This window comes from Psychrobacter jeotgali, from assembly GCF_904846315.1.
Classification (GTDB): domain Bacteria; phylum Pseudomonadota; class Gammaproteobacteria; order Pseudomonadales; family Moraxellaceae; genus Psychrobacter; species Psychrobacter jeotgali.
In genome coordinates, this window is the sequence record NZ_CAJHAF010000001.1 from 609,719 (window position 1) to 635,665 (window position 25,947).

19 protein-coding genes and 2 pseudogenes are annotated in these 25,947 nt (G+C 42.8%); 11 read left to right on the forward strand and 10 right to left on the reverse strand.

Going from position 1 to position 25,947, the window contains the following annotated elements:
- Positions 1 to 52: 52 nt before the first annotated feature.
- From JMX18_RS02495 to JMX18_RS02505, 3 genes are all read right to left on the reverse strand, one after another.
- Positions 53 to 1,525 (reverse strand): protein adenylyltransferase SelO, encoded by a 1,473-nt coding sequence (locus JMX18_RS02495; protein ID WP_201583431.1) that lies wholly within the window; start codon positions 1,523 to 1,525, stop codon positions 53 to 55.
- Between the two features lie 264 nt (positions 1,526 to 1,789).
- Positions 1,790 to 3,199, reverse strand: a complete 1,410-nt coding sequence (locus JMX18_RS02500) for an acyl-CoA desaturase (RefSeq protein ID WP_227674535.1) — start codon at positions 3,197 to 3,199, stop codon at positions 1,790 to 1,792.
- A 360-nt stretch (positions 3,200 to 3,559) separates the two neighbouring features.
- Positions 3,560 to 4,309, reverse strand: coding sequence for a glycerophosphodiester phosphodiesterase (locus JMX18_RS02505; protein ID WP_201583433.1), 750 nt, complete (start codon positions 4,307 to 4,309; stop codon positions 3,560 to 3,562).
- 329 nt (positions 4,310 to 4,638) lie between these two features.
- On the opposite strand from JMX18_RS02505, the gene JMX18_RS02510 reads away from it, so the two are divergent.
- On the forward strand, positions 4,639 to 5,592 hold the full coding sequence (locus JMX18_RS02510; RefSeq protein WP_201583435.1) for a hypothetical protein: 954 nt from the start codon (positions 4,639 to 4,641) through the stop codon (positions 5,590 to 5,592).
- A 92-nt stretch (positions 5,593 to 5,684) separates the two neighbouring features.
- On the opposite strand, the gene JMX18_RS02515 is transcribed toward JMX18_RS02510, so the two are convergent.
- Positions 5,685 to 6,299 carry a cob(I)yrinic acid a,c-diamide adenosyltransferase gene (locus tag JMX18_RS02515; protein WP_201583445.1) on the reverse strand — a complete coding sequence of 205 codons (615 nt, stop codon included), beginning with the start codon at positions 6,297 to 6,299 and terminating at the stop codon, positions 5,685 to 5,687.
- A gap of 284 nt (positions 6,300 to 6,583) precedes the next feature.
- On the opposite strand from JMX18_RS02515, the gene cysS reads away from it, so the two are divergent.
- The 8 genes from cysS (at position 6,584) to JMX18_RS02555 (ending at position 19,252) form a co-directional block, all read left to right on the forward strand.
- Positions 6,584 to 8,044, forward strand: coding sequence for a cysteine--tRNA ligase (gene cysS / locus JMX18_RS02520; RefSeq protein WP_201583448.1), 1,461 nt, complete (start codon positions 6,584 to 6,586; stop codon positions 8,042 to 8,044).
- Positions 8,045 to 8,196: 152 nt separating this feature from the next.
- Positions 8,197 to 10,110: a mechanosensitive ion channel family protein gene (locus tag JMX18_RS02525; RefSeq protein WP_201583451.1), complete on the forward strand. Its 1,914-nt coding sequence runs from the start codon at positions 8,197 to 8,199 to the stop codon at positions 10,108 to 10,110.
- A 181-nt stretch (positions 10,111 to 10,291) separates the two neighbouring features.
- Positions 10,292 to 12,304 (forward strand): mechanosensitive ion channel family protein, encoded by a 2,013-nt coding sequence (locus JMX18_RS02530; protein ID WP_227674536.1) that lies wholly within the window; start codon positions 10,292 to 10,294, stop codon positions 12,302 to 12,304.
- 306 nt (positions 12,305 to 12,610) lie between these two features.
- Positions 12,611 to 14,080: an IMP dehydrogenase gene (guaB, locus tag JMX18_RS02535; protein WP_201583456.1), complete on the forward strand. Its 1,470-nt coding sequence runs from the start codon at positions 12,611 to 12,613 to the stop codon at positions 14,078 to 14,080.
- 207 nt (positions 14,081 to 14,287) lie between these two features.
- Positions 14,288 to 15,649 carry a phosphoglucosamine mutase gene (gene glmM, locus JMX18_RS02540; protein ID WP_201583458.1) on the forward strand — a complete coding sequence of 454 codons (1,362 nt, stop codon included), beginning with the start codon at positions 14,288 to 14,290 and terminating at the stop codon, positions 15,647 to 15,649.
- Positions 15,650 to 15,696: 47 nt separating this feature from the next.
- Entirely contained in the window at positions 15,697 to 16,344 is a 648-nt protein-coding gene (gene pdxH, locus JMX18_RS02545; RefSeq protein WP_201588189.1) for a pyridoxamine 5'-phosphate oxidase, read from the forward strand.
- A gap of 317 nt (positions 16,345 to 16,661) precedes the next feature.
- Positions 16,662 to 17,924: an alanine racemase gene (locus JMX18_RS02550; protein WP_201583460.1), complete on the forward strand. Its 1,263-nt coding sequence runs from the start codon at positions 16,662 to 16,664 to the stop codon at positions 17,922 to 17,924.
- Positions 17,912 to 19,252 carry a D-arabinono-1,4-lactone oxidase gene (locus tag JMX18_RS02555; RefSeq protein WP_201583462.1) on the forward strand — a complete coding sequence of 447 codons (1,341 nt, stop codon included), beginning with the start codon at positions 17,912 to 17,914 and terminating at the stop codon, positions 19,250 to 19,252. The genes JMX18_RS02550 and JMX18_RS02555 overlap by 13 nt, the downstream gene beginning before the upstream one ends.
- 133 nt (positions 19,253 to 19,385) lie before the next feature.
- On the opposite strand, the gene JMX18_RS02560 is transcribed toward JMX18_RS02555, so the two are convergent.
- The gene (locus JMX18_RS02560; RefSeq protein ID WP_201583464.1) at positions 19,386 to 20,015 is read right to left on the reverse strand and encodes a glutathione S-transferase family protein; all 630 of its coding nucleotides are present in this window, start codon (positions 20,013 to 20,015) and stop codon (positions 19,386 to 19,388) included.
- An 82-nt stretch (positions 20,016 to 20,097) separates the two neighbouring features.
- Positions 20,098 to 20,256: pseudogene (locus tag JMX18_RS02565) on the reverse strand (type 1 glutamine amidotransferase domain-containing protein); the annotation flags it as partial.
- 68 nt (positions 20,257 to 20,324) lie between these two features.
- Here JMX18_RS02565 and JMX18_RS13310 point away from each other — a divergent pair.
- Together JMX18_RS13310 and JMX18_RS02570 are read left to right on the forward strand one after the other, a co-directional pair.
- The gene (locus JMX18_RS13310; RefSeq protein ID WP_192994872.1) at positions 20,325 to 20,636 is read left to right on the forward strand and encodes a transposase; all 312 of its coding nucleotides are present in this window, start codon (positions 20,325 to 20,327) and stop codon (positions 20,634 to 20,636) included.
- A 29-nt stretch (positions 20,637 to 20,665) separates the two neighbouring features.
- Positions 20,666 to 21,508 (forward strand): IS3 family transposase, encoded by an 843-nt coding sequence (locus JMX18_RS02570; protein WP_406947357.1) that lies wholly within the window; start codon positions 20,666 to 20,668, stop codon positions 21,506 to 21,508.
- An 11-nt stretch (positions 21,509 to 21,519) separates the two neighbouring features.
- Here JMX18_RS02570 and JMX18_RS02575 read toward each other — a convergent pair.
- The 4 genes and pseudogenes from JMX18_RS02575 to JMX18_RS02590 form a co-directional block, all read right to left on the reverse strand.
- Positions 21,520 to 22,047 (reverse strand): annotated as a pseudogene (locus tag JMX18_RS02575) (type 1 glutamine amidotransferase domain-containing protein); the annotation flags it as partial.
- Between the two features lie 233 nt (positions 22,048 to 22,280).
- Positions 22,281 to 23,330, reverse strand: coding sequence for an NADP-dependent oxidoreductase (locus JMX18_RS02580; protein ID WP_201583467.1), 1,050 nt, complete (start codon positions 23,328 to 23,330; stop codon positions 22,281 to 22,283).
- Positions 23,331 to 23,530: 200 nt separating this feature from the next.
- On the reverse strand, positions 23,531 to 24,754 hold the full coding sequence (locus tag JMX18_RS02585) for an iron-containing alcohol dehydrogenase (protein ID WP_201583469.1): 1,224 nt from the start codon (positions 24,752 to 24,754) through the stop codon (positions 23,531 to 23,533).
- Between the two features lie 208 nt (positions 24,755 to 24,962).
- Positions 24,963 to 25,589: a TetR/AcrR family transcriptional regulator gene (locus JMX18_RS02590; RefSeq protein ID WP_201583471.1), complete on the reverse strand. Its 627-nt coding sequence runs from the start codon at positions 25,587 to 25,589 to the stop codon at positions 24,963 to 24,965.
- Positions 25,590 to 25,947 lie beyond the last annotated feature (358 nt).

Genomic DNA, 25,947 nt, shown 5'->3' on the forward strand with positions numbered 1-25,947 from the left:
TTCTCGTCTGTACTCTTTAAAAGAGCTGGTGCTTAACTAAGAGATTATTAAGCTAGGATGAACAGCTAATGGGCGTTTGCGGCGCATCAGCCGCCGGAACGCTACTATCTAGATCGGTGGCGATGTCTTGTACGTTATAAGGATTAGCAAGTAGCTGATATAAGCGCTCGACCTCTTCAAATTGCCCTTGTTCAGCCGCAGTAATGGCACGCTGCGCCATACTATTACGCAGCACGTAAACTGGATTGTTATTCTTTAAACTATCAAGCACTTCTTCTTTTGGCAAAGTCTCAATTTGTGCCAAATAGCGTTTGCGCCAATCTTGAAAGGCGCTTAGTGCTTCTGGGGGTAGTTCATTGACTATAGCCGTTAGTAGTTGTTTTTCATAAGCATAAGATTCTGAATCAATAAGCCCTAATAACGCTCGAAAGCTATTGGTATAATCTAGCAAATTGTCTTCTAGTAAGCTCAAAAACTCAAACGCCAGCTTTAAGCTATCAGGCTGATGGGGTAGTCCTAATTTGCGGCATAATCCTTGCTGATAATGCTGCATAAAAGTAGCCTCATAAGGGGCTAGGCAGTCCGCTAAAGCCTCTTTAGTCACTCCAGCTTCAGTTAAGCGCATAAAATGCGGCAGCCAAACATTGAGATTCCAATAGCCGATAGCAGGCTGGTTTTGATAAGCATAACGCCCCGTATGATCAGAGTGGTTATTAATCCACGCTGGATTAAAACGCTCCATAAAGCCGAACGGGCCAAAGTCTAAAGTGCTACCAGTAATGGATAGGTTATCGGTATTCATAACCCCGTGGGCAAAGCCAATCAATTGCCAATCAGCAATCATGCGCGCGGTACGCTCAACCACTTTTTGCAAAAACGCCAGCACGGGCTTGTCGCTATCACGGCATTCAGGATAATAAGTGTCTATCATATAATTGGTAAATTCAGCCAATAAGTCCGGTGCAAAGCTAGCAATCCACTCGATATGACCCAGCCTAATATGACTGTCAGCCACCCGCATCAGCGCCGCTCCAGGCTCCATCCGTTCGCGGCGTACCGGAGTATCAGAGACCACAAAACCAAGAGCGTTAGAGGAGGGGATATCCAGTTGATTGAGCGCATGACCACACAGGTATTCACGAATAGTGCTGCGTAATACCGCGCGTCCATCACCCATACGTGAGTAAGGCGTTAGACCGATACCTTTGAGATGTAAGTCCTGTAAAGTGTCATGGTTATCTAATACTTGCGCCATAAGTAGGCCGCGGCCATCACCTAATTGCCCAGCCCATTGTCCAAACTGATGACCAGCATAGGCCATCGCTAGCGGCTCAAAATCCTCAGGTACGTAATGGCCACCTAATATATCGACCCAACGAGCCATCAAATCAGCATCATCTGTCCAGCCTAACTGCTCAGCAACTTGTCGATTAAAATGTCCTACACGAGGATTTTTAAGCGGAGTTGGAGGCTGTTTATGGTACAAACGTGGGTCCAAATGAGCATAAGTATTTTGATAGCGCATATTTAATTTTCCTAGTTGAACAACTAGATCTGTGACAATCATTTTCATCCCAAATGCATAATGAAAGCTTGGAAGATGATTGAATTAAGTCAACAGCTGCTAGTAAATGTAAATAAACTTACTATAACATAGCCATAATTCGCTAATGGTGGGCTTTGTTCGCATCCGGTAATTTTTCTATAAAAAAACCCTCCATCTATAATAGACGGAGGGTGGAGAGTAAATTAAGCTAAGACAATCAAAACCACTTATAAACACAGCTTATTAAGCGGCTTTGCTACTATAACCAATTGAGCGAAAAGCAGTTTTTAAGTTGTCATTATGTTGCAGGATTTTTTGCTCAACTTTATCGTATTCATGCTTAAGCTTTTCATCAACCTCATGCAAACGATCGGCAAAATCAGTCTTTTTCATCTCGACCGCTTTTGCTTTTAGTGCTTGCCATTCTTCTACCGTTTGCTTAAAGGCATCATATTCAAACTTGATACGATCTTGGAAGTTTTGCATAGCATGTGGGATGTCGATTCCGTCAGCGCTTACCTGCTCAATTTGCTGCTGGGCCCGTTTGAACTGCATTTGCACCTCAGCATGTTTGATTGTAGTATCATCGACGGTGCGCAGATCACTAGCTAGCCCAATTTTAGATAGACCAGCGATCAGCCATTTAGTGGGATCATACTGCCACCATTTCACCCCATTACGATAGTCGTATTGGAAGAAGTGATGGTAGTTGTGATAACCCTCACCCCAAGTAGGGATGGCTAAGATAAAGTTATCTCGAGCGCTATTGGTATCGGTATAAGGTTGGGTTCCAAGCATGTGGCATAGCGAGTTGATAAAGAAGGTAAAGTGATGGGTCAATACCAGACGCAATAGTCCAGCGAGGACCAAAGTACCCCAGACATCGCCTACTAACCAACCTACAGCAGCTACCAAACCAATATTGGTGGCCAATACCCAAAGACCATAATACTTATGCTGAATTTGCAGCACTTTATCTTTAGTCAAGTCAGGAATGTTTTTGTAATCAAACTTACCACTAGGATAGTTGCGTAACATCCAACCAATATGGCTAAACCAAAATCCACGCTGTGCTGAATACGGGTCATCTAGACGGTCATCAACATGACGATGATGCGTACGGTGACCAGATACCCAGTCAAAGGCCGAGCCTTGCACTGCTAGTGTTGAGCCCAGCAATAAGAAGTTTTTCACCAATGGATGAGCTTTATAAGCACGGTGTGATAACAGACGGTGGTAGCCTGCAGTGATACTCATACCGGTCCATACCATAAAGGCACCAAATACTCCCCATACCGGTGCGCTTACTTGATGAGTAAATAGATACCACGGAGTGATAATCGCTGCCGCAATGGGCGTTGCAACTAAAACAGTGGCTGGTATCCAGTTGATTGGTGCTTTTTTGAACTCAAGCTCACGCAGATCAAGTGTCTCATTTTTAAAGGAGACCTCTTCGGCTTGACTGGAGTTGCGATTAGCATAATCACCAGCTGTGATAGGCTGCTCTTTTAGGGCCTGATTCGCTCTATTGGCATCAAACATCGTTTTGAAACGAGTCATTTGAGTGCCGGCAGTTTGGATGAGCGTGTCACCAGACTTGATAGCGAAACGTAAGCTTTTGAGCGGTAAGCCTATTACTTTTTTTGCAATCATGTAATATTCCTAGTGGTATTGATTTCAGTCTCTATATTACCTTAAAAAAACAGTAAAGTGAACAGGTATGCACTAGAAAAATCTTAATAAATAACAATAACTTGTATAGTTTATAGCACAGATTTTTGTAAATACCCTGTTAGCTATCAGGTATTAGGTAAAAGTGTAATTTTTATGAAAAAGATGTTAAGAGTAGCCGATAAGTTGAATGATAAACAAAAGTCTATCTAGGTAAACTTAAGAATAGTTTAATTAACTTTCTCTTATCAGGCGTTGATTAATAAATATTCTTAAGAAAATTAGCCATTACTTGGTTTCCTTGGGAATAGATTTAATTTTTACGTAGTTGAAACCATAGCATTATAATAATAACTGAGTCGGAATATCGGTAATAATGACATCCACTTGCCACTCAACAAGCTGCTTGATAGCAGCGATATCATTAACCGTCCATGCGCTGACAGCTAGGCCGTACCGATGACAGTTTTGAATGATACTTTTGTTGAGGAGTGGGTAGTAGATACCAAGCTGACGGCAACCGAGTTGCAAAGCAGTATTGGGTGCAAATCTTAATAATGGTGCTTCTCGCACCAAAAATCCACGCGGTATGTGGGAGAGTAATTTGCTGCGTTGAAGCTGGGCTAGCAGCCGCTCATCAAAACTGGTCAAAACAATAGGCAAGTTTGCAAAGGGAGTGTCTAACAGATTATAAGTTAAGGCTTGTATAAATTTAAGATAGTTGGTGCGATTGTGGGTTTTCATTTCAAGCTCGATATGAGCGAAAGAATTGAGTTTCGGGGCCGAAAATGCAGACAGTGCTTGTCCTAATGTATCTAAGGTCATAATTTGATGCCCTCCTTGCAGATTACGCTGAATCTCAGAAAGATTCAGTTGATCTACTCGTGCTTGCAAGCCGCATAGGCGCTGTAAAGTGTCATCATGAAAGACGATAAGGTGACCGTCAGCCGTGAGCTGCACATCAAACTCAACGCCTGCTAAGCCCTTTTTTTGTAGATTATGCGCATGCTGAAAGCCAAATAAGGTGTTTTCCAAAGCCTCATTACGGGCTCCGCGATGACCTAAAAGGAGGGTGTTTCCTAAATTTATCATAAGTTAGTAGCTTAAACTAAAGAATAGGGTGTTTAAAATAAGCGGTCTAGCAGCGTAACGGCTTTCTTAATTTGTTGCGTTTTTGCAACTACAATACTGTTTTTAGGTAGGGATGGCGCCGATTTGTACAGCAGCCGTTTACTTTGCTGACCTATTCTCTCAAAACTCGTATAATAGCGGGATTTTAGTATTTAGTATAAAATAAATAGTTACCGTGTCTATCTATAGCGTTATACAACATAGCGTTATACAACGCTTTTTATGATAATTTTATCGAGATAAAGATCGCTGGCAAGGGTAGTCGTTAGCAAATCAGGAGTAAGGCAAGTATGAGCGTAGTGAATAAAAAATGGCATAAATGGCAGCGCATTGCTGGTATCGGTCTGGTATGCAGCTTGGCTGTTGCTGGCTGTAATCGCTCAGATAATGCCGAAGATCAAGATAATCTGGAAACTGCTGATGCGACCACGGCCCAGCCAACAGTAGATAATAGTGAGGTTGCACCTGCCATAAGATGTGATAACCCAATGGTACAAGATCGTCTGAAATCGGCTCTAGAGAGTACGCTTGAACGGCAAGCTCAGGTTTTTGCTGCAAACTATGCAAACAACGCTGGTTTTGATCTAGATGACGATATTGTTGAAGACAAAGTCGATAATATTTTAATTGATGTACAAAATGCAGCAGTCTTACAAGAAACCAATAGTAATGGTATTACCACCTGTCAAGCTAGCGTTAGTATGACGTTAGCAAGTGAGGACTTGTACCAAGCAAGCCAAGTACATTCGGCTAATAATAAGCCAAGTTTACAGTCTCGTTTAGCGCAAAACAATATTCGTATTAATAACAATATGCTAATCGATGATGCCTTTACCTATATCGTTGGCGTTCAAGAGGGTCAAGTACGCGTCCGTATCGCAGGTCAACCTGCTTTGATCAATATAGTCTCTGATATTATGGCAGGCTCGGCTTTTGGGTCAGTTATGGAGGAACAAAGAGCTGAACGCCAAGCACAACAAGCAGAAGCTCGCCGCCGTCAAGCGGCTCAAATTGCCCAAGAAAATGAGGCCAGACGTCAGGCGCAAATGGTGACACCGGTTGAACCTATCGATCCGATTAGACCGGCAACTCCGCCTACGATTAATAATGAGGGTAGCCAAGCTGCAACACCACCAGCACCCGATACACGTGCCAATGCCAAAACCCCGGTAGCACCAAAAACCACACCTAAGGATGACAGCATCGATATGGTGATCGTTGAGGATGAAAGCGCTACTTATTGATACGGTGATGTCATACCTTATTAAATTATGATGCATGTAAATAAAAAGTCCGCAACTTTATAAGTTGCGGACTTTTTGATGGTTTTTATGACCTATAAATTTTGTAACACTTGATTATCCCACAGCACTTCGGTAACTTGCTCAGGATCGGTACAGAAACGAGCGGCCACAAATAGCCAGTCAGATAATCGATTAATCAAACTGACTGCGGTATTACGGATAGCTTCTGGGCGCTGCTGCTGTAACTGCACTGCTTGACGCTCAGCACGGCGGCACACAGTACGAGCCACATGCAGCTGACTGACCAATACTGAACCTGTTGGTAAGATGAAATCTTTTAGTGCTGGTAAAGTGTTATTCATGCTATCAATTTGCTGCTCTAGCCAGCCGATATGAGTCGCAATGATACCTTCGTATTCAGGCATAGCCAGCTCGCCGCCAACGTTAAACAACAAATGCTGAATAATCACTAAGGCTTGCTGAAAGTCTGCGCCGGCTTGCTGTTGCAAACGGGCTGGCAGTTTTTGCTGATCAGTTATCGCCTGCTTGAGATGCGCACGTACCAAGCCAATATGTGAATTAAGCTCGTCAACATCGCCCATTACGTTGAACAGACTATCAGCCTTACTCATACGGCTACCATCCGCCATGCCGGTACTGCCGTCGTCGCCTGTACGAGTGTATATTTTACTTAAGCGATTGCCCATGATGTTTCCTTTGTGGTCATTAGATATGGTTGATAATTAAATACAGTGAGTTATGGTCAGAATTGGCCTTTTTAAGCTCAATACACACGACAGCATAACGTGTCTATTAACGTGGCCATTATAGTATTTTAGTGTTATTTTCGCTAAGATAGCGGCTTACTATGATGGTTAGTACCCTAATTAATAAAAAGGACTGCCACTATAGTTCTAATTCACAAAATTATATGACCTTAAATTTATATGGCATTAAATAAAGTTATTTTCATTCAAAAGGCTATCTTATTATGACCACATCTCTTGCTGATGCGATGACGCCGCTGTCTATTTATGATTCATTATCGGGGCGTAAGCAGCCATTTAAACCGCTTAATGAAGGACAAGTAGGTATGTATGTTTGCGGAATGACGGTTTACGATTACTGTCATATTGGTCATGCTCGGGTAATGGTCGCCTTTGATATGGTAGTGCGCTGGCTCAAACAGTTGGGTTATGACGTTAACTATATTCGTAATATTACCGATATTGATGACAAGATTATTGCCCGTGCCAATGAAAATAACGAAGATATTGGCGCATTGACCCAGCGATTTATCAAAGCGATGCATGAAGATGCCGCGGCGCTTGGCTGCTTGACGCCTAACAGCGAGCCGCGTGCCACCGATTATATCGATGAGATGCAGCAAATGATTGAGACCCTAGTTAACGGTGAGTATGCTTATGCTGGTAATAATGGCGATGTCTATTATGCCGTCGATAGCTTTGCTGATTATGGCAAACTCTCCAAGCGTAACCTTGATGATATGCAAGCAGGCTCACGGGTAGATGTGGAAACTGACAAGCGCAATCCGTTTGACTTTGTGCTGTGGAAAGCGGCAAAACCTAATGAGCCGCAGTGGGCTTCTCCTTGGGGACAAGGGCGTCCAGGCTGGCATATTGAATGCTCAGCGATGTCGACTAAGTGCTTGGGCAATACTTTTGATATTCATGGCGGTGGGCATGATTTACAATTTCCGCATCATGAAAATGAGATTGCTCAATCTGAAGCGGCTACCGGCTGTGAGTATGCGCGTAATTGGATGCATGTGGGCTTTATTAATGTTGATGGTGAAAAGATGTCCAAGTCTTTGGGTAACTTTTTTACCATTCGTGAGGTGACTGCAAAATATAACCCCGAGACCGTACGCTTCTTTTTATTATCGAGCCATTATCGTAGTCAGGTCAATTTCTCTGATAGTGCTTTAGATGAAGCGCATAATAGCCTAAGCAGATTATATAATGCGCTTAAAATTGCGGAACAACAGCAAAATCAAACCTTAGAGATTGATGATCAATTAATCAATCAAACTTATAAAAGCGCAGCAGGACAAGCCTTCACCACAGCCATGAACGATGACTTTAATAGCTCCGCAGCTATCAGTGTACTGTTTGGGCTGGCAAGTGAGATCAATAAAGCGGTGAAAGCTGAAGATACTGCCAAAGCATGGCAAGCGGCGCAGCAGCTGAAAGTATTGGCCAAGTCGCTGAATATACTACAACAACCAGCAAAGCAGTTTTTGCAAGCCGTGATTGGCGAAAAGGCTGAGGATGGTCTTAGTGATACGGTTATCGATGAGCTCATTATTGAACGCAGCGACGCCAAAGCCAATAAGAACTTTGCTCGGGCAGACGAGATACGCGATCAGTTAAAACAAGCGGGCATTGAGCTTGAAGATAGCCGCGCTGGAACGACATGGCGCCGTGCCTAAGCACTGGATCTAAGTATCCTTTTTAAATACTGTGTCTAATACCATGCCGTTTCAAGTACCAAATCTAACAAATTAAGTCAGCTTAACGCTGGCTTTTTTTTGTGTACTGTTTTAGCTTATCTTTAAAACAGGTTGATAGGTGATGTAACTTTATGCCGTTAATTATATTTTTGTTAATCACGACTTTTAGTCTCATTTCTTTTCCGCTCAATGCGGCAACGAATGAGGGCAGTGCAGCTGCAAATTCCAGTAACTTACAAACTCAAGCTGGGCTGCAACCGCAAGCGCACAATAATCCTGACGGCTTGATAGAGTATATTGGGCAAGAAATTGAGGCCTTGAAAGAACAAGGGCTTGATTTACCTGACAGCGTGAGTGAGGCTTTAGAGTCCACGGAAAAAGTGGAAGCTGCAAAGCAAGCGGATAAGCTGCAAGCAGAGAGTGAGCTCAAAGGCAAATACAATGAGAACTACTACCTACTAGATGAGCTCAATACCGGTTTGTCGCCCTTATCACCACCGCCAAATCTACTGACACCGATGGCAACTTTAGAATTTTTTCATACAGCGGCAACGCTGGGTAACTTTGAGCTGGCGGCTTATGCGCTAAATATGAATTTGTTTGATCTCAGCACTCAATCTACACGAGGCGCTGAGTTGGCCGAACGCTTTGATTTTTTATTAAATAGAAAGAATCTTTATACTTTTAGTAAGTTACCTGATCGTCCCGATGGCTTGGTTGAGCCTCCTTTTGGTGGGGGCACTAATATTCATGGTATTGCGCGGCGCTCTATTCGTCTTGGCAATATAGAGTTTCATGGACAACGAATACCAATATTTGTTGAACGAGTAAAAGTGAATGACAATACGCCTGTTTGGGTATTCTCCGCCCAAACGGTCAGTCATATTGACAAGCTTTATGAGCAATATAAACCTGCAGAGTTTGAGCGCTATTTACCTAACTTATTGACCATGAGGTTTTTCGGTATTGCTGTTTGGGAGCTGTTAGCGTTACTGACTTTCCTCATGACGACGATGGGATTGGGCTGGGTAGTGAGTAGGCTCACTGGTAAGTTCATAAACTACTTTGCCAAAGATGAAGATCTCTCTAAAATCGGTTATAAGAAAAGCCTTACCGAACTAATTAATAAGTTTACCGTACCGCTAACCTTTACCATCAGCTTCTCTTTAGTTTTTATTCTAGTTTCAGGCGGTTTCCCTTTTATAGAAGCGATTGCAACGTCAACTCGACCTATCATATGGATAGCTTTAGTAATAAGTGTGCTATGGCTTGGAATTCGTATTATCAACTTTTTTGCTAATCGATATGAAGACATTCAAATTGAAAGCTTGGATGAAGAAGCCTATGACGAATATCGTAGACGCAGCACCTATTTATCCATATTTCGGCGAGTCTTTATTTTTGTTATGGTGTTAGGCAGTATCTGGATTGGTCTTAGTGAATTCGTTAATCTTGAAGGGCTTGGCAAGACCTTATTGACCTCAGCAGGTATTTTGAGTGTGATTATCGGTATTGCGGCCCAGCCGACACTTGGTAATATCGTCGCTGGCATACAGATAGCTATGACTCAGCCTGTACGTATTGGCGATACGATCATGTACGAGGGCAATTGGAGTACTATTGAGGACTTGGGTTATACCTATGCAACGATCAAAACCTGGGATGAGCGTCGATTATTTGTACCGATGCGGCATTTTGTTTCACATACGGTTGAGAACTGGTCGCATCCTGAGTCTCATCAAACCCGTACTATCTCTTTATTGGTAGATTACGGCATAAATGTTGATGATATTCGGCAAAAATATATCGAAGTGGTCAAAGCTAGTGAGTATTGGGATGGTAAGACTGAGCCTATGCTACAAGTATTATCGGTAGCTCGAGATACTATTGAGCTATATGGCACACTTGCAGCGCAAGATCCTAATCAAGCTTGGATGCTGGAGTGCGAAGTACGTGAGCGGATGTTGGCTTACCTTTATGATAAGCAAACGCCTTATCTACCCGCTGAGCGTGTAGCTTTGCAAAAGAATAATATCGATGAGTAAATTAATTTGAAAAGTAAATTAGTTAGGATTAATAAGAGTTTCATCAAAATAATTATTAAGTTAGAAACGCTATACATAAAGTACGCTTACTAACAAATTAAGTCAGCTTAACGCTGGCTTTTTTTGGTGTACTGTTTTAAGTTAATCAAATATCAAGACTAACTATACTAAGAAACTTCATATGCGCCCCAATCCTAACTCCTTGGTTAATAAAAGATTCCAGGTTAATAACAGCGTGACTAGTGGAGAGTCTTTAGATACTACTAATCAAAAGCTTGCTAATCAAAAGCCTGCATATAATCACGAACGTCCTTTTATTGTTGTCATTTTTCTTATGCTGCTTGCCGTTGTGGGTATATTGGCTTCTACTTTGGCTTACGCCAATACTGTGGCGGCTCAAAATGGCCCTGATGAAGAAATTCAAATCACTCCCAAGCCGGATACATTTGTAGAGTATGTCGCACAAGAGGTCGAGACGCTTAAAGAAGAGGGTTTAGAGCTCCCTGAGAATGCGACTGAGGTTCTCGATTCAACCGAACGAAATGCGGTACAGCAAGCCGGTACCTTGCAAGGCGATATGGCGTTATCTGGGGAGTATAATGAAAACTACCATCTGCTTGATGAGCTGAATGTTGGTCTCCCACCTTTAGCAAAGCCACCAAATATCTCCACACCACTGGCAACATTAGAGTTTTTTCAGTCTGCGGTTATGAGTCAGCAGTATGATTTGGCGGCTTATGCGCTGAATATGAACTTGTTTGACAAAGAAGTGCAAGCGAATCGTAGTGTCGAATTATCACGGCGCCTTGATTACTTATTAACTAAGAAAAGGCTTTATGTCTTTGATGATCTGCCAGATCGTACTGATGGTTTAATTGAGCCTCCTGTGGGCAGCAACAGTAGTATTCGTGGTATTCCGCGCCGCTCTATCCAATTGGGTTACATGGATTATCGTGAGCGTCAGGTGCCTATTATCATACAGCGAGTAAAAGTAGGTGATAATGCTCCTGTTTGGGTGTTCTCAGCTCAAACCGTAGGTAATATTGATAATCTCTATGAACAATATCAACCAGCACAATTTGAGCGCTATTTACCAACGTGGATGACTATGCGCCTCTTTAGTATTGCGATTTGGGAGCTATTAGCGTTGCTGCTTTTCTTCTCGCTTACCATGGCTCTTGGTTGGGTGTTTAGTACCGTCACTGGCAAATTAATAAATTGGTATGTTGGTGATGAAGAAATAGCTTCACAAACCGGCGGTAAAAAAAGTATAACTGACTTGGTTAATAAGCTGACCGTACCTTTGACTTTTACCATCAGTTTTTCTTTGGTATTTACTTTGGTGTCAGGAGGCTTTCCTTTTATAGAAGCGATTGCCACCGCCACCAGACCTATCGTATGGATAGTTTTGGTATTGAGTGCGGTTTGGTTAGGTGTCCGCGTTATTAACTTTTTTGCCAACCGTTATCAAGACCTGCAAATCGAAAGCTTAGGCGAAGAAGAATATGATAAATATCGTATTCGCAGTACTTATGTATCCGTATTTCGACGGTTATTTATTTTTGTAATGATCCTTGGCAGTATTTGGATTGGGCTTAGTGAATTCGCTAATCTTGAGGGACTAGGTAAAACCTTACTGACCTCAGCAGGTATTGCTGGTGTAGTGATTGGTATTGCTGCTCAGCCTACCTTAGGAAACATTGTTGCAGGCTTACAGATAGCGGTGACTCAGCCCATTCGTATTGGTGATACTATCATGATGGACGGCACGTGGAGTACGGTTGAAGATCTACGCTATACTTACGCCATACTCAAGACTTGGGATGAGCGCCGACTATTTGTACCGATGCGCCATTTTGTAAATGAAGTTGTTGAAAATTGGTCACACCCTGATTCGCATCAGACCCGTCCAGTATATCTATACGTAGATTATGGGGTGAATATTGATGATATTCGGCAGAAGTTTATTGAAGTCACTAAAGCTCATGAGCTGTGGGACGGTGAAACTGAGCCTATGTTATTGGCTATCTCGGTAAGTGAAGATACTATTGAGCTACGCGGCGCTTTAGCTTCTAGTAACCCTGATGATGCTTGGGCATTAGAGTGTGATGTACGTGAACAGATGTTAACTTATTTATACGATGAGCAAAAACCATATCTACCAGCTGAGCGTATGACCTTTAAAGAAGTCTAAGATTCAATAAACCGAAAACAAACTTTAAAATATATCATGTGAGAAGGCGCCATATTTGTTATAATATGGCGTTATTTTTAAGGGATAACTGGGTTATTGAGGGTAGAGATGAAGTATGATCTTTGTTGGTTATCAATAGATTGTTCTTATCTGCTATTAATAAAGAGATAAGTTTGGCTAGGCCGCTATATTTGCGTGTCTATATTGATATATTTAAGTAAAGTTGCAGATATCATTTGAGCCTCTAAACTTATTGACTTGATACCCAGCATCCACCCATCAAAATAACCACTACTAGGGGTATGTATGTTACGAATTGTTGATGAAGCCTTGACCTTTGATGACGTTTTATTGTTACCAGCCTATTCTGAAGTCCTGCCAAAAACTGCTGATTTATCTACTCGTTTGACCAAAAATATCACTTTGAACTTACCACTAATCTCTGCTGCTATGGACACGGTTACCGAGTCTGAGATGGCGATTACTATGGCGCAGTTAGGCGGCATTGGTATTCTGCATAAGAGCATGGATATTGATAAGCAAGCGACTCAAGTACGCCGAGTCAAAAAGTTTGAAGCGGGTACAGTTGTTGATCCTATTACCGTTCACCCTGAGATGACTATCGGTGAATTGCTACAACTAACGCAAGATAATAATATCTCAGGCGTACCAGTGGTCGAAAAAGGTACTGACAATGTAGTGGGTATCGTCACCCATCGAGATTGGCGTTTTGAGACTAACTTGTCACTACCGGTTAGCCGTATTATGACCCCAAAAGATCAACTGGTCACGGTTCAGGAAGGGGAAAGCAATGAGAATATTAAAAAATTGTTGCATGAGCACCGTATCGAAAAAGTAATCGTTATCGATGATAACTTTCGCTTGCGTGGTTTGATTACCGTGAATGATTTTGCCAAAGCTGAGAATAACCCTAACGCTTGTAAAGATGAGCAAGGTCGCTTGCGAGTGGGTGCCGCTGTTGGTACTGGCGCTGATACCGAGGCGCGAGTTGAAGCTTTAGTCGCCGCTGACGTTGATGTCATCGTCGTTGATACCGCTCATGGTCACTCAAAAGGGGTGATTGATAAGGTGTCTTGGATTAAGAAGAACTATCCGCATATCCAAGTTATCGGCGGTAACATTGCTACTGGCGAGGCGGCTCTAGCTTTACGTGATGCGGGCGCTGATGCGGTAAAAGTAGGTATCGGTCCTGGTTCAATCTGTACCACTCGTATTATTGCCGGTATTGGTGTGCCACAAATATCAGCGATTGATAGTGTTGCCAGCGCCTTACAAGACAGCATTCCATTAATTGCCGATGGTGGTATTCGCTATTCAGGTGACATGGCAAAAGCTATTGCCGCTGGTGCCTCGTGCATTATGGTAGGCTCATTGATGGCGGGTACTGAAGAAGCACCGGGCGAAGTCGAATTGTTCCAAGGCCGTTACTATAAAGCTTATCGCGGTATGGGTAGTCTTGGGGCGATGTCAGGTCAGCATGGCTCATCGGATCGCTACTTCCAAGATGCGAAAGATGGTGTAGAAAAACTGGTGCCAGAAGGTATCGAAGGCCGTGTCCCTTATAAAGGACCCGTTGCTGGTATCGTTAATCAATTGGTCGGTGGTCTGCGCTCATCAATGGGTTATACCGGCTGCGCTACCATCGAAGAGATGCGTAGTAAGCCTCAGTTTATCAAAGTGACTTCAGCGGGCATGAAAGAGTCACATGTTCATGACGTTCAAATCACTAAAGAAGCGCCAAACTATAGAGTCTAATAACGGGCCATATTTTGGAAAAATATAGGCTGAAGCAGTGCTTGTCAGCCCTACAATAGCAATAAGATACAAACAGCCAACAATGCTTAGACGTTGTTGGCTGTTTTTTTTGTAAAATAGCTCAGTAGTCATTTTAAGGTTACAATAAGAGTTAGGCTGATCTTTTAATGTAATATAACTGTATCTAATAATAAGGACATAATCATAATGAGCTATTTTGGCACTGATGGTATTCGCGGCAAGTTTGGTCAAAACCCAATTACACCTGATTTTATTTTAAAGCTCGGTTATGTTACAGGCCGCGTACTGGTAGAGAGTAACGCTAATCCTAGCCGCAAACCTAGCGTGATTATAGGTAAAGATACTCGGCTTTCAGGCTATGTCATCGAAGCTGCCCTGCAAGCAGGTTTTAATGCGGCAGGCGTTGATGTGCACATGCTAGGGCCATTGCCGACACCGGCTATCGCTCATTTGACTCGCAGTTTTAACGCTGATGCTGGGGTTGTTATTTCTGCGTCGCACAATCCTTATTATGATAATGGCGTCAAGTTTTTCTCAGGCGATGGTAAAAAACTATCTGATGAAGTACAAAATGCCATCAATGATAAGATGCAGGCTATTATGGATACGGATGATGAGCTGCCAATGCCGATTCACGATCCTGCTCAGCTTGGCAAGAATCGCCGAATTAATGATGCCAAAGGGCGTTATATTGAATTTTGTAAGGGCAGTTTCCCTTATCAATATGACCTTAGCGACCTGACCGTAGTGGTTGACTGTGCTAATGGCGCAGGCTATAGCGTGGCTCCGAGAGTCATGCGCGAACTTGGGGCTACCGTCATTGCCATCAATAATGAGCCTAATGGGGTTAATATTAATGCCGATTGCGGCTCCACTCATCCAGAGGGCTTACAACGAGCGGTGTTAGAGAATAATGCTGACGTTGGGATTGCGCTCGATGGTGATGGCGACCGTATTGTTATGGTTGATGATAATGGCAAGCTGGTCGATGGCGACGGCATTCTTTATGTCTTAGCCACTCAAGGAGCGACTCAAGCTGCAGGGGTAGCGGGTACGCTTATGACTAATATGGGTTTAGAGCTAGCGCTAAAAGACAAGGATATCGACTTCACTCGAGCTAAAGTAGGCGATCGTTATGTGATGCAAGAGCTTGAAGCTGAAGGTTGGATACTGGGCGGTGAGCCATCAGGACATATTCTATGTTTAGATAAGAGCCGTACCGGTGATGCGATTATCGCTGGTCTGCAAGTATTGGCAGTGATGCAAGAGCAAGATAAAACCCTCAGTGAGCTGGTAGATGGTTTTGAGATATTGCCGCAAAAGCTAGTCAACGTACGCTTGACTAAGATGCAAGATCCGTTTGAGTTTGAGGAGCTGGTGGCAGCTTTTGATAAAGCGCGTAATACCTTAGAGGGTCGCGGGCGGTTATTGATTCGCCAATCAGGTACAGAGCCGATGATTCGAGTGATGGTAGAGTCGGATGATGAGATAGAATGTGATGTTATGGCGAACGATTTAGCGGATCATATTAAAGCTGTATTGGGCTAGTATTAGGTACAGGTTAATATTATTAATAATAAGGAATGATTATGAGTATGGATTTTAGTGATCAGCGCTTATCTTATGAAAAAGGTCAGCTGGATCAGCAGTCAGTACCTGAATCACCATTTGAGCTATTTCATAGTTGGATGAATGATGCTATTGAGCAAAAGGTGCAAGAGCCCTATGCTATGAGCTTGGCGACGTGCGGAACAGATATGAAGCCCAGTGTACGTATCGTGCTCATGCGTGAGATTACCGAAACAGGCATTGTATTTTATACCAACTATCAAAGTGCCAAAGGGCAAGATATCGCTGAGAACCCCAATGCCGAGGTGTTGTTCTTTTGGCATGAGCTTGAGCGTCAAGTTCGTATCAGTGGTAGTATCGCCAAAATAGATGCGGATAAATCAGCGGCATACTTTCAAAAGCGTCCGCATGATAGCCAAGTAGGGGCGTGGGTAAGCCAGCCTCAAAGCGGAGAAGTTGCCAATCGTGAGGTTATGGAGCAGACCTTTGAGCAACTACAAGCGGACTATCCTGAGAATAAAGAAGTGCCAACGCCTGAATTTTGGGGCGGCTATGAGATTACTATTGACGAGATTGAGTTCTGGCAAGGTCGTGCCAATCGTATGCATGACCGTATCGTTTATACTTGTGATAGCGATGATTCAAGCTGGATTACCAAGCGTTTATTGCCTTAACTGGTAGCTATAAACTTAATAGCAGATCGCTACATTTATCTATAAAAATAGTCTAAGATTATCTTGGACTATTTTTTTGCATTACATAGTGAGTTCAGTATAACAACGATACAGCGGGACTGGTATGAATTTTGCGCAGCATCGAAACGACGTAGGCACAGCACGCCAGTAAAATTTATACCAGTTCCGCGTTTAAATATAATGTATCTGTTTTATTTAGAATCGACTATAGTCAAAACCATGGACGGCTTTACCCTCTGATTTTAGACCCCAGACCTAAAGCTTAGCCTTTAAGAGGAAACAAACGCGAGGAAAAAATGGATTTTGCCCAAATAACCCCTGTTAAAACCCCGAGTGCGTGGCTGGATATGGACGCTCTCGATCATAACATTGCGCTGGTGAATCAAAAGACTCAAGCGGTTAACTTACGCTTGGCAACCAAGTCTATCCGTTCTATCGCTGTCTTAAACTACATCAAAAAGCGCTCGCCACACTTTATTGGCTTGATGTCTTATGCTGCAGACGAGTCGGCTTATCTGCTAAAGAATGGCTTTGATAATATTTTATGCGCCTATCCGACCTTGGATATGGATAGCGTGGCGCAAACTTTTGAGCATACCAAACAAGGCGCAACCATGATTTGGATGGTGGATCGCTTTGAGCATATAGATAGGCTGAATCAAATAGCCAAGCAGCACGATGTAATGGTTGAGGTCTGTGTCGATATCAATATGTCGATGCCATTACCGAAGCTATATTTCGGTAGCAAACGCTCAGCCTTGATGCATAAAAAAGACGTGAAAAGGCTGCTTAAACATAGCAAAAAATGTACTCATATTAAGGTCGCTGGTGTAATGGGCTACGAAGCGCAAATCGCTGGATTGGCTGAGCATCTGCCTGATAAACCATGGCTTACGCCTGCCATTCGTCTACTCAAAAACCGCTCCAAAAAACAAGTACAGCAGCGCCGTAGCTCAATCGTTAATGAGTTAAAGAAACAAGGTTATGAGCTACAGCTTGTCAATGGTGGTGGTAGTGGCAGTATGGATTTTACCGCAAGCCAGCCTGAGATTACTGAAATCACTGTCGGCTCGGCGTATTATAAGCCTGCCTATTTTGATTACATGGATAGTATGCAAGACTTTAAGCCCGCCGCTGGCTTTGTGTTGCCTGTGACTCGTCAGCCGGAAAAAGACATCATCACTTGTCATAGTGGCGGCTTTATCGCTTCAGGGTCGATAGGTGTAGATAAAGCGCCAGTGGTACATTATCCCAAATACTTATCCATATTGGCTGATGAAGGATTTGGGGAGGTGCAAACCCCGATGGCTATTGATAGAAAGGCTATCAAGAAAACCCAGCAAGCTGATGCTGATATTAATATTGATATTGGCATTGGCGACTTTGTTTGGTGCCGACATGCCAAAGGCGGCGAGCTTTGTGAGCATTTCAACGAGCTTGTTGGTTATCGAGAAACTAGTAAGGATGCATCTATTTTAGCTGATAATAAAGCCAGCGATGGGCGAGGAGTAGTCCAAACCATGACCACTTATCGAGGAGAAGGCAAATGTTTTCATTAAAACGCTGGCAACAAGAAGATCATTGGCAGAACTGGGTCGGTTATGTCACCGCGCAGCCTGAACAAAAACTCACGCCTTCATCAGTAGCCGAACTACAACAGATTATCAAAGACGCTCGTATTAATAAAAAACGAGTTAGAGTCACAGGCGCCGCCCATTCTTTTAGTGGCTGTGCGAAACCAGAAGAGATTGCCATCAGCCTACATAATATGCGTGGACTGGTGTCAGTAGATAAAGAAAACAAGCTGGCGACTTTGTATGCGGGCACCTATTTGCATGAGATAGGTGAAGCATTAAAAGAGCATGGTTTTGCTCTAGAGAATATGGGTGATGTGCAAGCGCAAACGATTGCTGGCGCGGCCAGTACTGCCACTCATGGAACCGGTCTGAGCTTGGGCTCGGTTGCCAATCAAGTCGTGGCGTGGGAATGGATCGATGGCACAGGCAAGCTGCACAACCATCAGCGTAGTAATTCGCAAACTGACGAATTAGGTAATGCTTTACACTTGAGTCTTGGGATGCTCGGTGTATTTACCAAGCTGACCGTGAAAGTAGTGGCGCTGTATGGGCTCAAAGAGCGCAATGAAGTACTGGACTTTGAGACTGGATTATCCCGTTTTCATGAAGCTGCTAATACCCATCGTCATTTAGAATGGTTTTTATTCCCTGGCACCAATAAGTTACAACAAAAGACTCTCTCTGTCATAGCGCCTAAGCCGATGAGTAGCAACCAAAAGCTCAAAGATAAGTTTGATAGTGCAGTGACTCTTAATGGCGCATTTTATGTCCTGTGTGAGCTGGCACGACTGCGCCCGACATGGACGAAAAAAGTCAGTGAGATATCGGCAAGATCTATCCCTAATAGCAAACGCGAAGGTTACAGTTTTGAAGTATTTCCGACCCCGCGCGGGGTGAAATTTAACGAATCGGAGTACTTTATTAAATTGTCTGATTTTGATCAGTGTATCTCGGAGATTAATCAAATCTTGCTGGCGGACAATAAAGGCTCACATTTTCCAATAGAGGTACGCACGCATAAAGGTGAGACAGGAATGCTCAGCCCAACTCAAGGCGAGGATAGTGCGGTATTATCCTTTCATGTCTATAAAGGTATGGATGATGAGCCGCTGTTTGACTGGCTATATGAGTATATGAAGAAGTGGCAAGGTCGGCCGCATTGGGGTAAGCTTAATAAGCTGACAACGGATGAGTTGCACCATTTATACCCAGAGCTTAAGCGCTTTTTGGAGATTCGTAAGACCTATGATCCTGATAATATATTTATCAATAGTTGGTTTGAGCAAAAGCTCCTAAACGGTACGCTATAAGTCTTATCTCAAGCATTTATAAAGATAAAACATAAAAAAACAGCTCACTAATGAGCTGTTTTTCATTTAACCTAAGCAATCATATTTTCGCTGCTCTTTAATAGTACCTTTTACCAATTTTCAAAGCATCGAATTATTCTGATTGATCATGATTGGCTTCAAGGCGCATAGTACGCTGATAGCTATCAAGACTTGCTAACTGTAGAGCATACTGTTCGATGTGCGGATAGTCGGCCAGCTGCTTACTTTTAGCCAGCATAATCAGATCAAATGACAGCATAAAGTCTGCGCCAGTTAGCTTATTGCCGATAATAAAAGACTTACCTTCTAAGGCTTGATTCAAGTAGCTGAGCAGATTGTTTTTCTCTTGCTTGATATAACCGCTTAAAAACTCATTATCACTCACGCCTGCTTTATTAGTAAATAACTCTAGTAATAAAGGCACCATGAGCGAGCTTTCTGCAAAATTAATCCACCCCAGATAATGCCCATAATCGGCGCTATCAGGAGCGGGACGTAAACGTGCAGGCGCGAAACGCTCAATTAATAATTCAGTGATAGCCGCAGACTCGGTATAAACCTCGTCATCCATCTCTATAACGGGTGATTTACCAAGCGGATGCACTGTTTTCAAGCTAGCTGGCGCAAGGTTAGTTTCAGCGTCACGCTGATAGCTAATAATCTCATAAGGCTGACCTAACTCTTCAAGCAGCCAAAGAATACGTAGCGAACGCGATTTATTAAGATGGTGCAAGCGAATCATGAGCCGAGCCTTTTTATTAGTTGTAGAGAGCTGCTATTTATTTTAAAGTGGGTTCTTTTAAGACGAGTTATTTTAAAGCATATTAGCCATTAAGCTTTTGTAGTAGACGCTTAGCGGTATCTTCGGAGGAAGCTGGGTTTTGACCAGTGATAAGTAGACCATCCTCAACCACATAGGACTGCCAATCATCGCCTTTTTCATAGTTAGCGCCATTAGCTTTTAGCACATCTTCTAATAAGAAATGTAGTGGCATAATGAAATAGGACAGTAGATAAGAGGTTATACTATCACCAAGACTGGAGAGAAGATATGACCACCAAACGCGGACGCTACAGCCAAGAATTTAAGCTAGAAGCCATTAAACTGGTTGAAGATCAAGGCAGAAAGATACCAGAAGTAGCCAACTCATTAGGTATCGGCAAAACCACCTTAGAGAATTGGGTATATAAATACCGTAAAGAACAGCAAGGTGTCATGCCATCAGAAGGCAAAGCCCTAACGCCTGAATTACGGCGTATACAAGAGCTTGAAAAACAGGTCAAGCAGCTTAAGATGGAGCGAGATATATTAAAAAAGGCATCTGCTCTGCTAGCCCAAGACAATCTCAGCGTCTATCGCTAATAACCAAGCTTGCAGAGCATCATAAGCATATTAGCAAACACAAGCTATGTGAACTGTTTGGGATTGTTAGAAGCAGCTATTACAACAGTACTAAATCTAGGTCTATAGACCTTGAACTTATAAGGCTCAAAGCCTTAATCAGAGAAGTATTTGAGCAGTCAAATGGCTCGGCTGGTGCAAGGACGGTATCTGCTATCGTCACGCATCAACATGACATTAAACTCACACGCTACAGAGCAGGTAAGCTGATGGCACAAATGGGGTTGATTAGTCGACAGATAAAATCACATAAGTACAGGCGTTGTGAAAAATTCCATAAAGTTTATGGAAACATACTAGACCGTCAGTTTGCGCCCACTGCACCAAACCAAGTGTGGACAGGTGATGTTACTTATATTCGTATCAAAGGCGGATGGTGTTATTTAGCCATCGTTATGGATTTATATGCTCGACGTATTGTTGGTTTTGCCTTGTCAGATAGCCCGAATACCCAGCTGACCACATCTGCACTAAAAATGGCATATCACATAAGACTTGAGCCTAAAGGCGTGCTGTTTCATTCAGATCAAGGCAGTCATTATACCAGTGAAGAGTATGCTAAATGCGTAGCCAAGTGCAATGGTATGTCGCATAGTATGAGCCGACGAGGCAACTGTTGGGACAATGCACCTACAGAGAGGTTCTTTAGAAGCTTTAAGACAGAGTGGATGCCAAAAAACGGCTATGACAATATTGATGAGGCTCGGCAGGCAGTAAATGATTATATTTGGGGCTATTATCAAAGTGTAAGACCACACAGCTTTAATGAGTATTTAACACCGAGCGAGAAAGAGAGACTTTATTTCAACAAAAACCTCTTAAGTACTGTCTAAAAATATTTGACCACTACAAAAGGCACCACATCAGTAAGACCAACCCCTTCTTCTTCAGTATTGGTAAAGCCGGTAACCGTTTTACCTTTTACCAAGTATTCGCCATCAACTTTGACATTTTTAAGCGCTGCTGGCGCATGGCAAACAAAACTAACCGGCTTATCTTGCTTAACAAAAGTCTCAATCAACTCGATGGAGTTTTTGTCCACTGCCAAGTCCCATAATGGGCCATGACCACCGGGGTAGAATACCGCATCAAAGTCGTCGCTTTTGACATCGGCTAGTTTTTTGGTATTAGCAAGATGCTTTTGAGCGTCATTATCTTCTTTAAAGCGCTGAGTGTCTTTAGTTTGCGCATCTTCAGTATCGCTACTAGGGTCAAGTGGTGGCTGACCACCAGCAGGAGAGGCGATGGTTACATCAGCGCCTGCGTCAATAAAAGCATAGTAAGGTGCGGCAAACTCTTCTAGCCAAAAGCCAGTTTTTTTACCGGTATCACCTAACTCATCATGTGAAGTAAGTACCATTAAAATTTTCATAGTTATCCTTGTTTGTAATCAGATTTGATAGTTTTTAACTCTAGCTACTTTATTTATAATATTTAAATTTACAGTATTTAAATCTATAGTATCTAAACCTAATTCTTAATATAATGCGAGCTATCGTAGGCTGTGGCTTTAGCCCAGCAAAAAGTTTGTAAAATTAAAGTGCTGGGCCTAACGCCGCAGCCTACGCAATGAAGTTAAATAGTTGAGAGTATCTAATCTAAATATTATTCAACATCAGCCACTTTTACCACGGTTTTACCAAAGTTGTCACCATTTAGCATGCCAACAAAAGCGTTTGGTGCTTCGTTTAAGCCTTCAGCGATATATTCTTTGGTTTTAACGTCACCTGACTCTACCCATTTACTCATGGTTTTGAGGAACTCTGGGAAGTGATCGCCGTACTCTTCAAAGATAATAAAGCCTTTGATAGTCAGGCGGCGGCTCAAGACGTTGCCCATCAGCATACCTAAGCGGTCTTTGCCCTCGGGCAGCTCAGTGGCGTTATATTGTGAGACCAAACCGCAAACCGGAATACGGGCATGAGCATTTAGAAGTGGCAATACCGCATCAAATACTTTACCACCCACGTTTTCATAGTAGATGTCGATACCATCTGGGCAAGCGGCTTTGAGCTGTTCAGCGAAGTCATCGGCTTTATGATCAATACAAACGTCGAAGCCAAGCTCATTTACCGCAAAATCACATTTTTCTTTACCGCCAGCGATACCGACGCTGCGGGTGCCGTACTGCTTACCGACCTGACCGACAGTGGCACCGACCGGGCCCGTTGCAGCAGCAACGACCAAGGTTTCGCCTTGTTGTGGTTTACCGATATCAGTTAGTCCCATATAACCGGTAAATCCTGGCATACCTAGCACGCCTAGACCGTATGAGGGATGCGGCATATCTTTATCAAGCTTCAGTACACCTTCGCCGTCACTGACGCTATAATCCTGCCAGCCCGAATTGGAAACCACTAAATCACCTTTGGCGAACTTATCGATATTAGATTCGACCACTTGCGCAACGGTTGCGCCCATCATCACATCGCCGACCTCTAAGGGATCAGCATAGCTTTTGGCATCGCTCATACGTCCGCGCATGTACGGGTCTAATGATAAATAAACGGTGCGCAGTAACATCTCATTATCTTTCGGTGTTGGGATGTCACTGGTCGCTAGATCGAAGTTGTCTGATTTTGGCTCGCCATGAGGACGGCTGGCTAGTTTGATTTGACGGTTTTGTTGTTGGTTTTGTTGTTTATCAAAACTCATAATGAAGCTCCTTTGCTATTATTGTTTGTTTTCAATTATCTTTATAGGGTTTAACTTTGTAATCCCTAACGTTATATCGCTTAGGATTAAAGGCTATTTATTAATAACCTTTAGTTAACAGTAACTATATTTGCTGTTTATATATAGACCATGATTGTTTAAGTTTATTGCTCGTTCTTACCAGACCTTCTTACCAGATGTTAAGAAGCTTTGCTAGTTACCGCACGCTCTAATATACGGCGTGAAACTGAAAGATCATTTTTGCTGTGCTCACCCAGTTTGACCATTTGGTGCGCCTCTAATTGCTTGACGATAGGGTCAATCGCTGACTCATCTAATTCTGCGTCCGCTAGGCTAACGGGTAGTCCAAGCTCTCGGAAGAAGTTTTCGGTATAAACAATTGCCATCTCTATAATGGTATCTTCGTCTAACTGTTGACCTTGCTCTGCGCCATCAATATTCCAAACATTACGAGCGTATTGCAGTAGCTTGTCTTTTTTGCTGTCTTTCAGCTCACGCATCACTGAGGGCAGTACGATAGTCAACGTACGAGCGTGATCGATGCCGTGCAATGAAGTCAGCTCATGACCAATCATATGGGTCGTCCAGTCTTGTGGTACGCCTGTACCTATAAGGCCGTTGAGCGCCATAGTAGCTGTCCACATGATATTTTTGCGGGTTTCTATATTATTAGGATCATTCTTAACCGCTAACCCTTCACTGATCAAAATCTTGAGTAAGCTTTCAGCAAAAGCGTCTTGAACTTTAGCATTCACCGGGTAAGTGAGATATTGCTCTATAACATGAATAAACGCATCAGCGACGCCGTTCATCACTTGACGCTCAGGTAAAGTCAAAGTCTTAGCAGGATCTAAAATTGAGAATTTTGGGAAAGTGAGAGGGTTACCAAAAGGTAGCTTGGCTTGACGTTCGCTATAGTTGATAACGCCGCCTGAGTTCATCTCAGAACCGGTCGCTGGAATGGTCAATACCGCACCCAAATCAATAGCGGAGTCTATATTTTTACAATAGCTGGTGAGCGCTTCCCACGCTTTATCACGAGAAACGCTGCCATCTGCATCTGTCAGTGAAGAGACTAACGCTACAAACTTACTGCCATCAATAACTGAACCACCACCAACGGCTAGTAAAAAGTCGATGTCATGTTCATTCACTTTATCAGCAGCTTTCATTAAAGTCGTAAATTCTGGATTGGGCTCAATACCGCCAAATTCAAACACTTCACGGTTGCTATTCGCAGCCAGTGCGGTTCTTACTTCATCCAAAGTGCCCGTGCGCTCAGCCGAACCGCCGCCATAAGTAATCAATACCCGAGCATCATTTGGCACTAAGTCTGCTAGTTTTTCGATTTGTCCTTCTCCAAACACGATGCGTACAGGGTTATAGTATTGAAAGTTTTTCATATTGTTCCTAGACATTTTTGAGAGTTTTAATAGCTATAAGTAATAGCTAAGAAGAATCATATTTCTTATCAAGATGGATTAGTATTGTACATGAATTAGACCGGTCGTCTAGATATTATTAAAAGATGATTACAAAACTATATTATTTCTACTTTAAGGCTTTTATCATCTAGTATTGGTTTTGCAATAAGTTTAAATCTTTCTAAAGCTAACGCCCCATTTGGGTGGTAGTCATCTGCCAAACTTCAGCAAGCGGGGTGTTGGTCTGGCTGATCTTGGCAATTAAACTAGCACCAAGCCACGCAAAGTACCAACGCTTAGCCATACTTTCTGCAGCAATATTGTCAGGATGAGGTACAGATCCATCCGCCCAGCCTGCTTTGATCTGCACTGCTAGCCATTCTATAGTTTGTTGATAGCCTGCATGTAATGCTATACGCATAGGCTCAGATATATCAGCGACTTCAGCGCTTAGCTTTACCACCAAGCACTTTTCATGATCGCAGCCATTTTGCTGAGTGTCGTACCAGTTTTGGAAATAATCGTAGAGCTTTTGCTGTGCGCTATCATCTTGTGATCCAATAGCGTTGAGCCGGTTTTTATAATTGCCAAAATAATGATTGATGATGGCTTCCCCAAAGGCTTCTTTTGAGGCAAAGTAATGATAGAACGAGCCTTTAGGCACGCCTGCAGTATCGAGTATTTGTTTGATACCGACCGCGGTAAAGCCTTTTTGGGCGATAAGCTGATAACCTATGGCTAGCAAATGCTCTTTAGTATCTAGTGGGGCAGCTGTTTTATTAGTAGTGTTATTAGCTGTAGTAGTAACAGACATAAAGGTTATATTCTCCTGACTTATAGGTATAAAATAAATGGTTAAACAAAGTATTATCGCTGCAGTAGGGCTTGCATTTTTACAGTTATTTTAAAAATAGGTATTTTAAAAGCACCTATATCAAAAGCAGTCATATTGAAAAAAGTACGCTAATTAGGGTTTCCAAAGATCTATTAGAATCTCCAATAAAAGCGGGTTATAAGTGGCAAGTTACGTTTTTTCAACAATACGGCTTGGTAAATAATTCTCGTTTTTACTGCAGTTATGATAGCATTAGACCAGTCGTCTAGCAAGTTGGGTTTAGACTTAACTCAATAATACGACTGACGATTATAGAATAATAACTATTTACTGACCT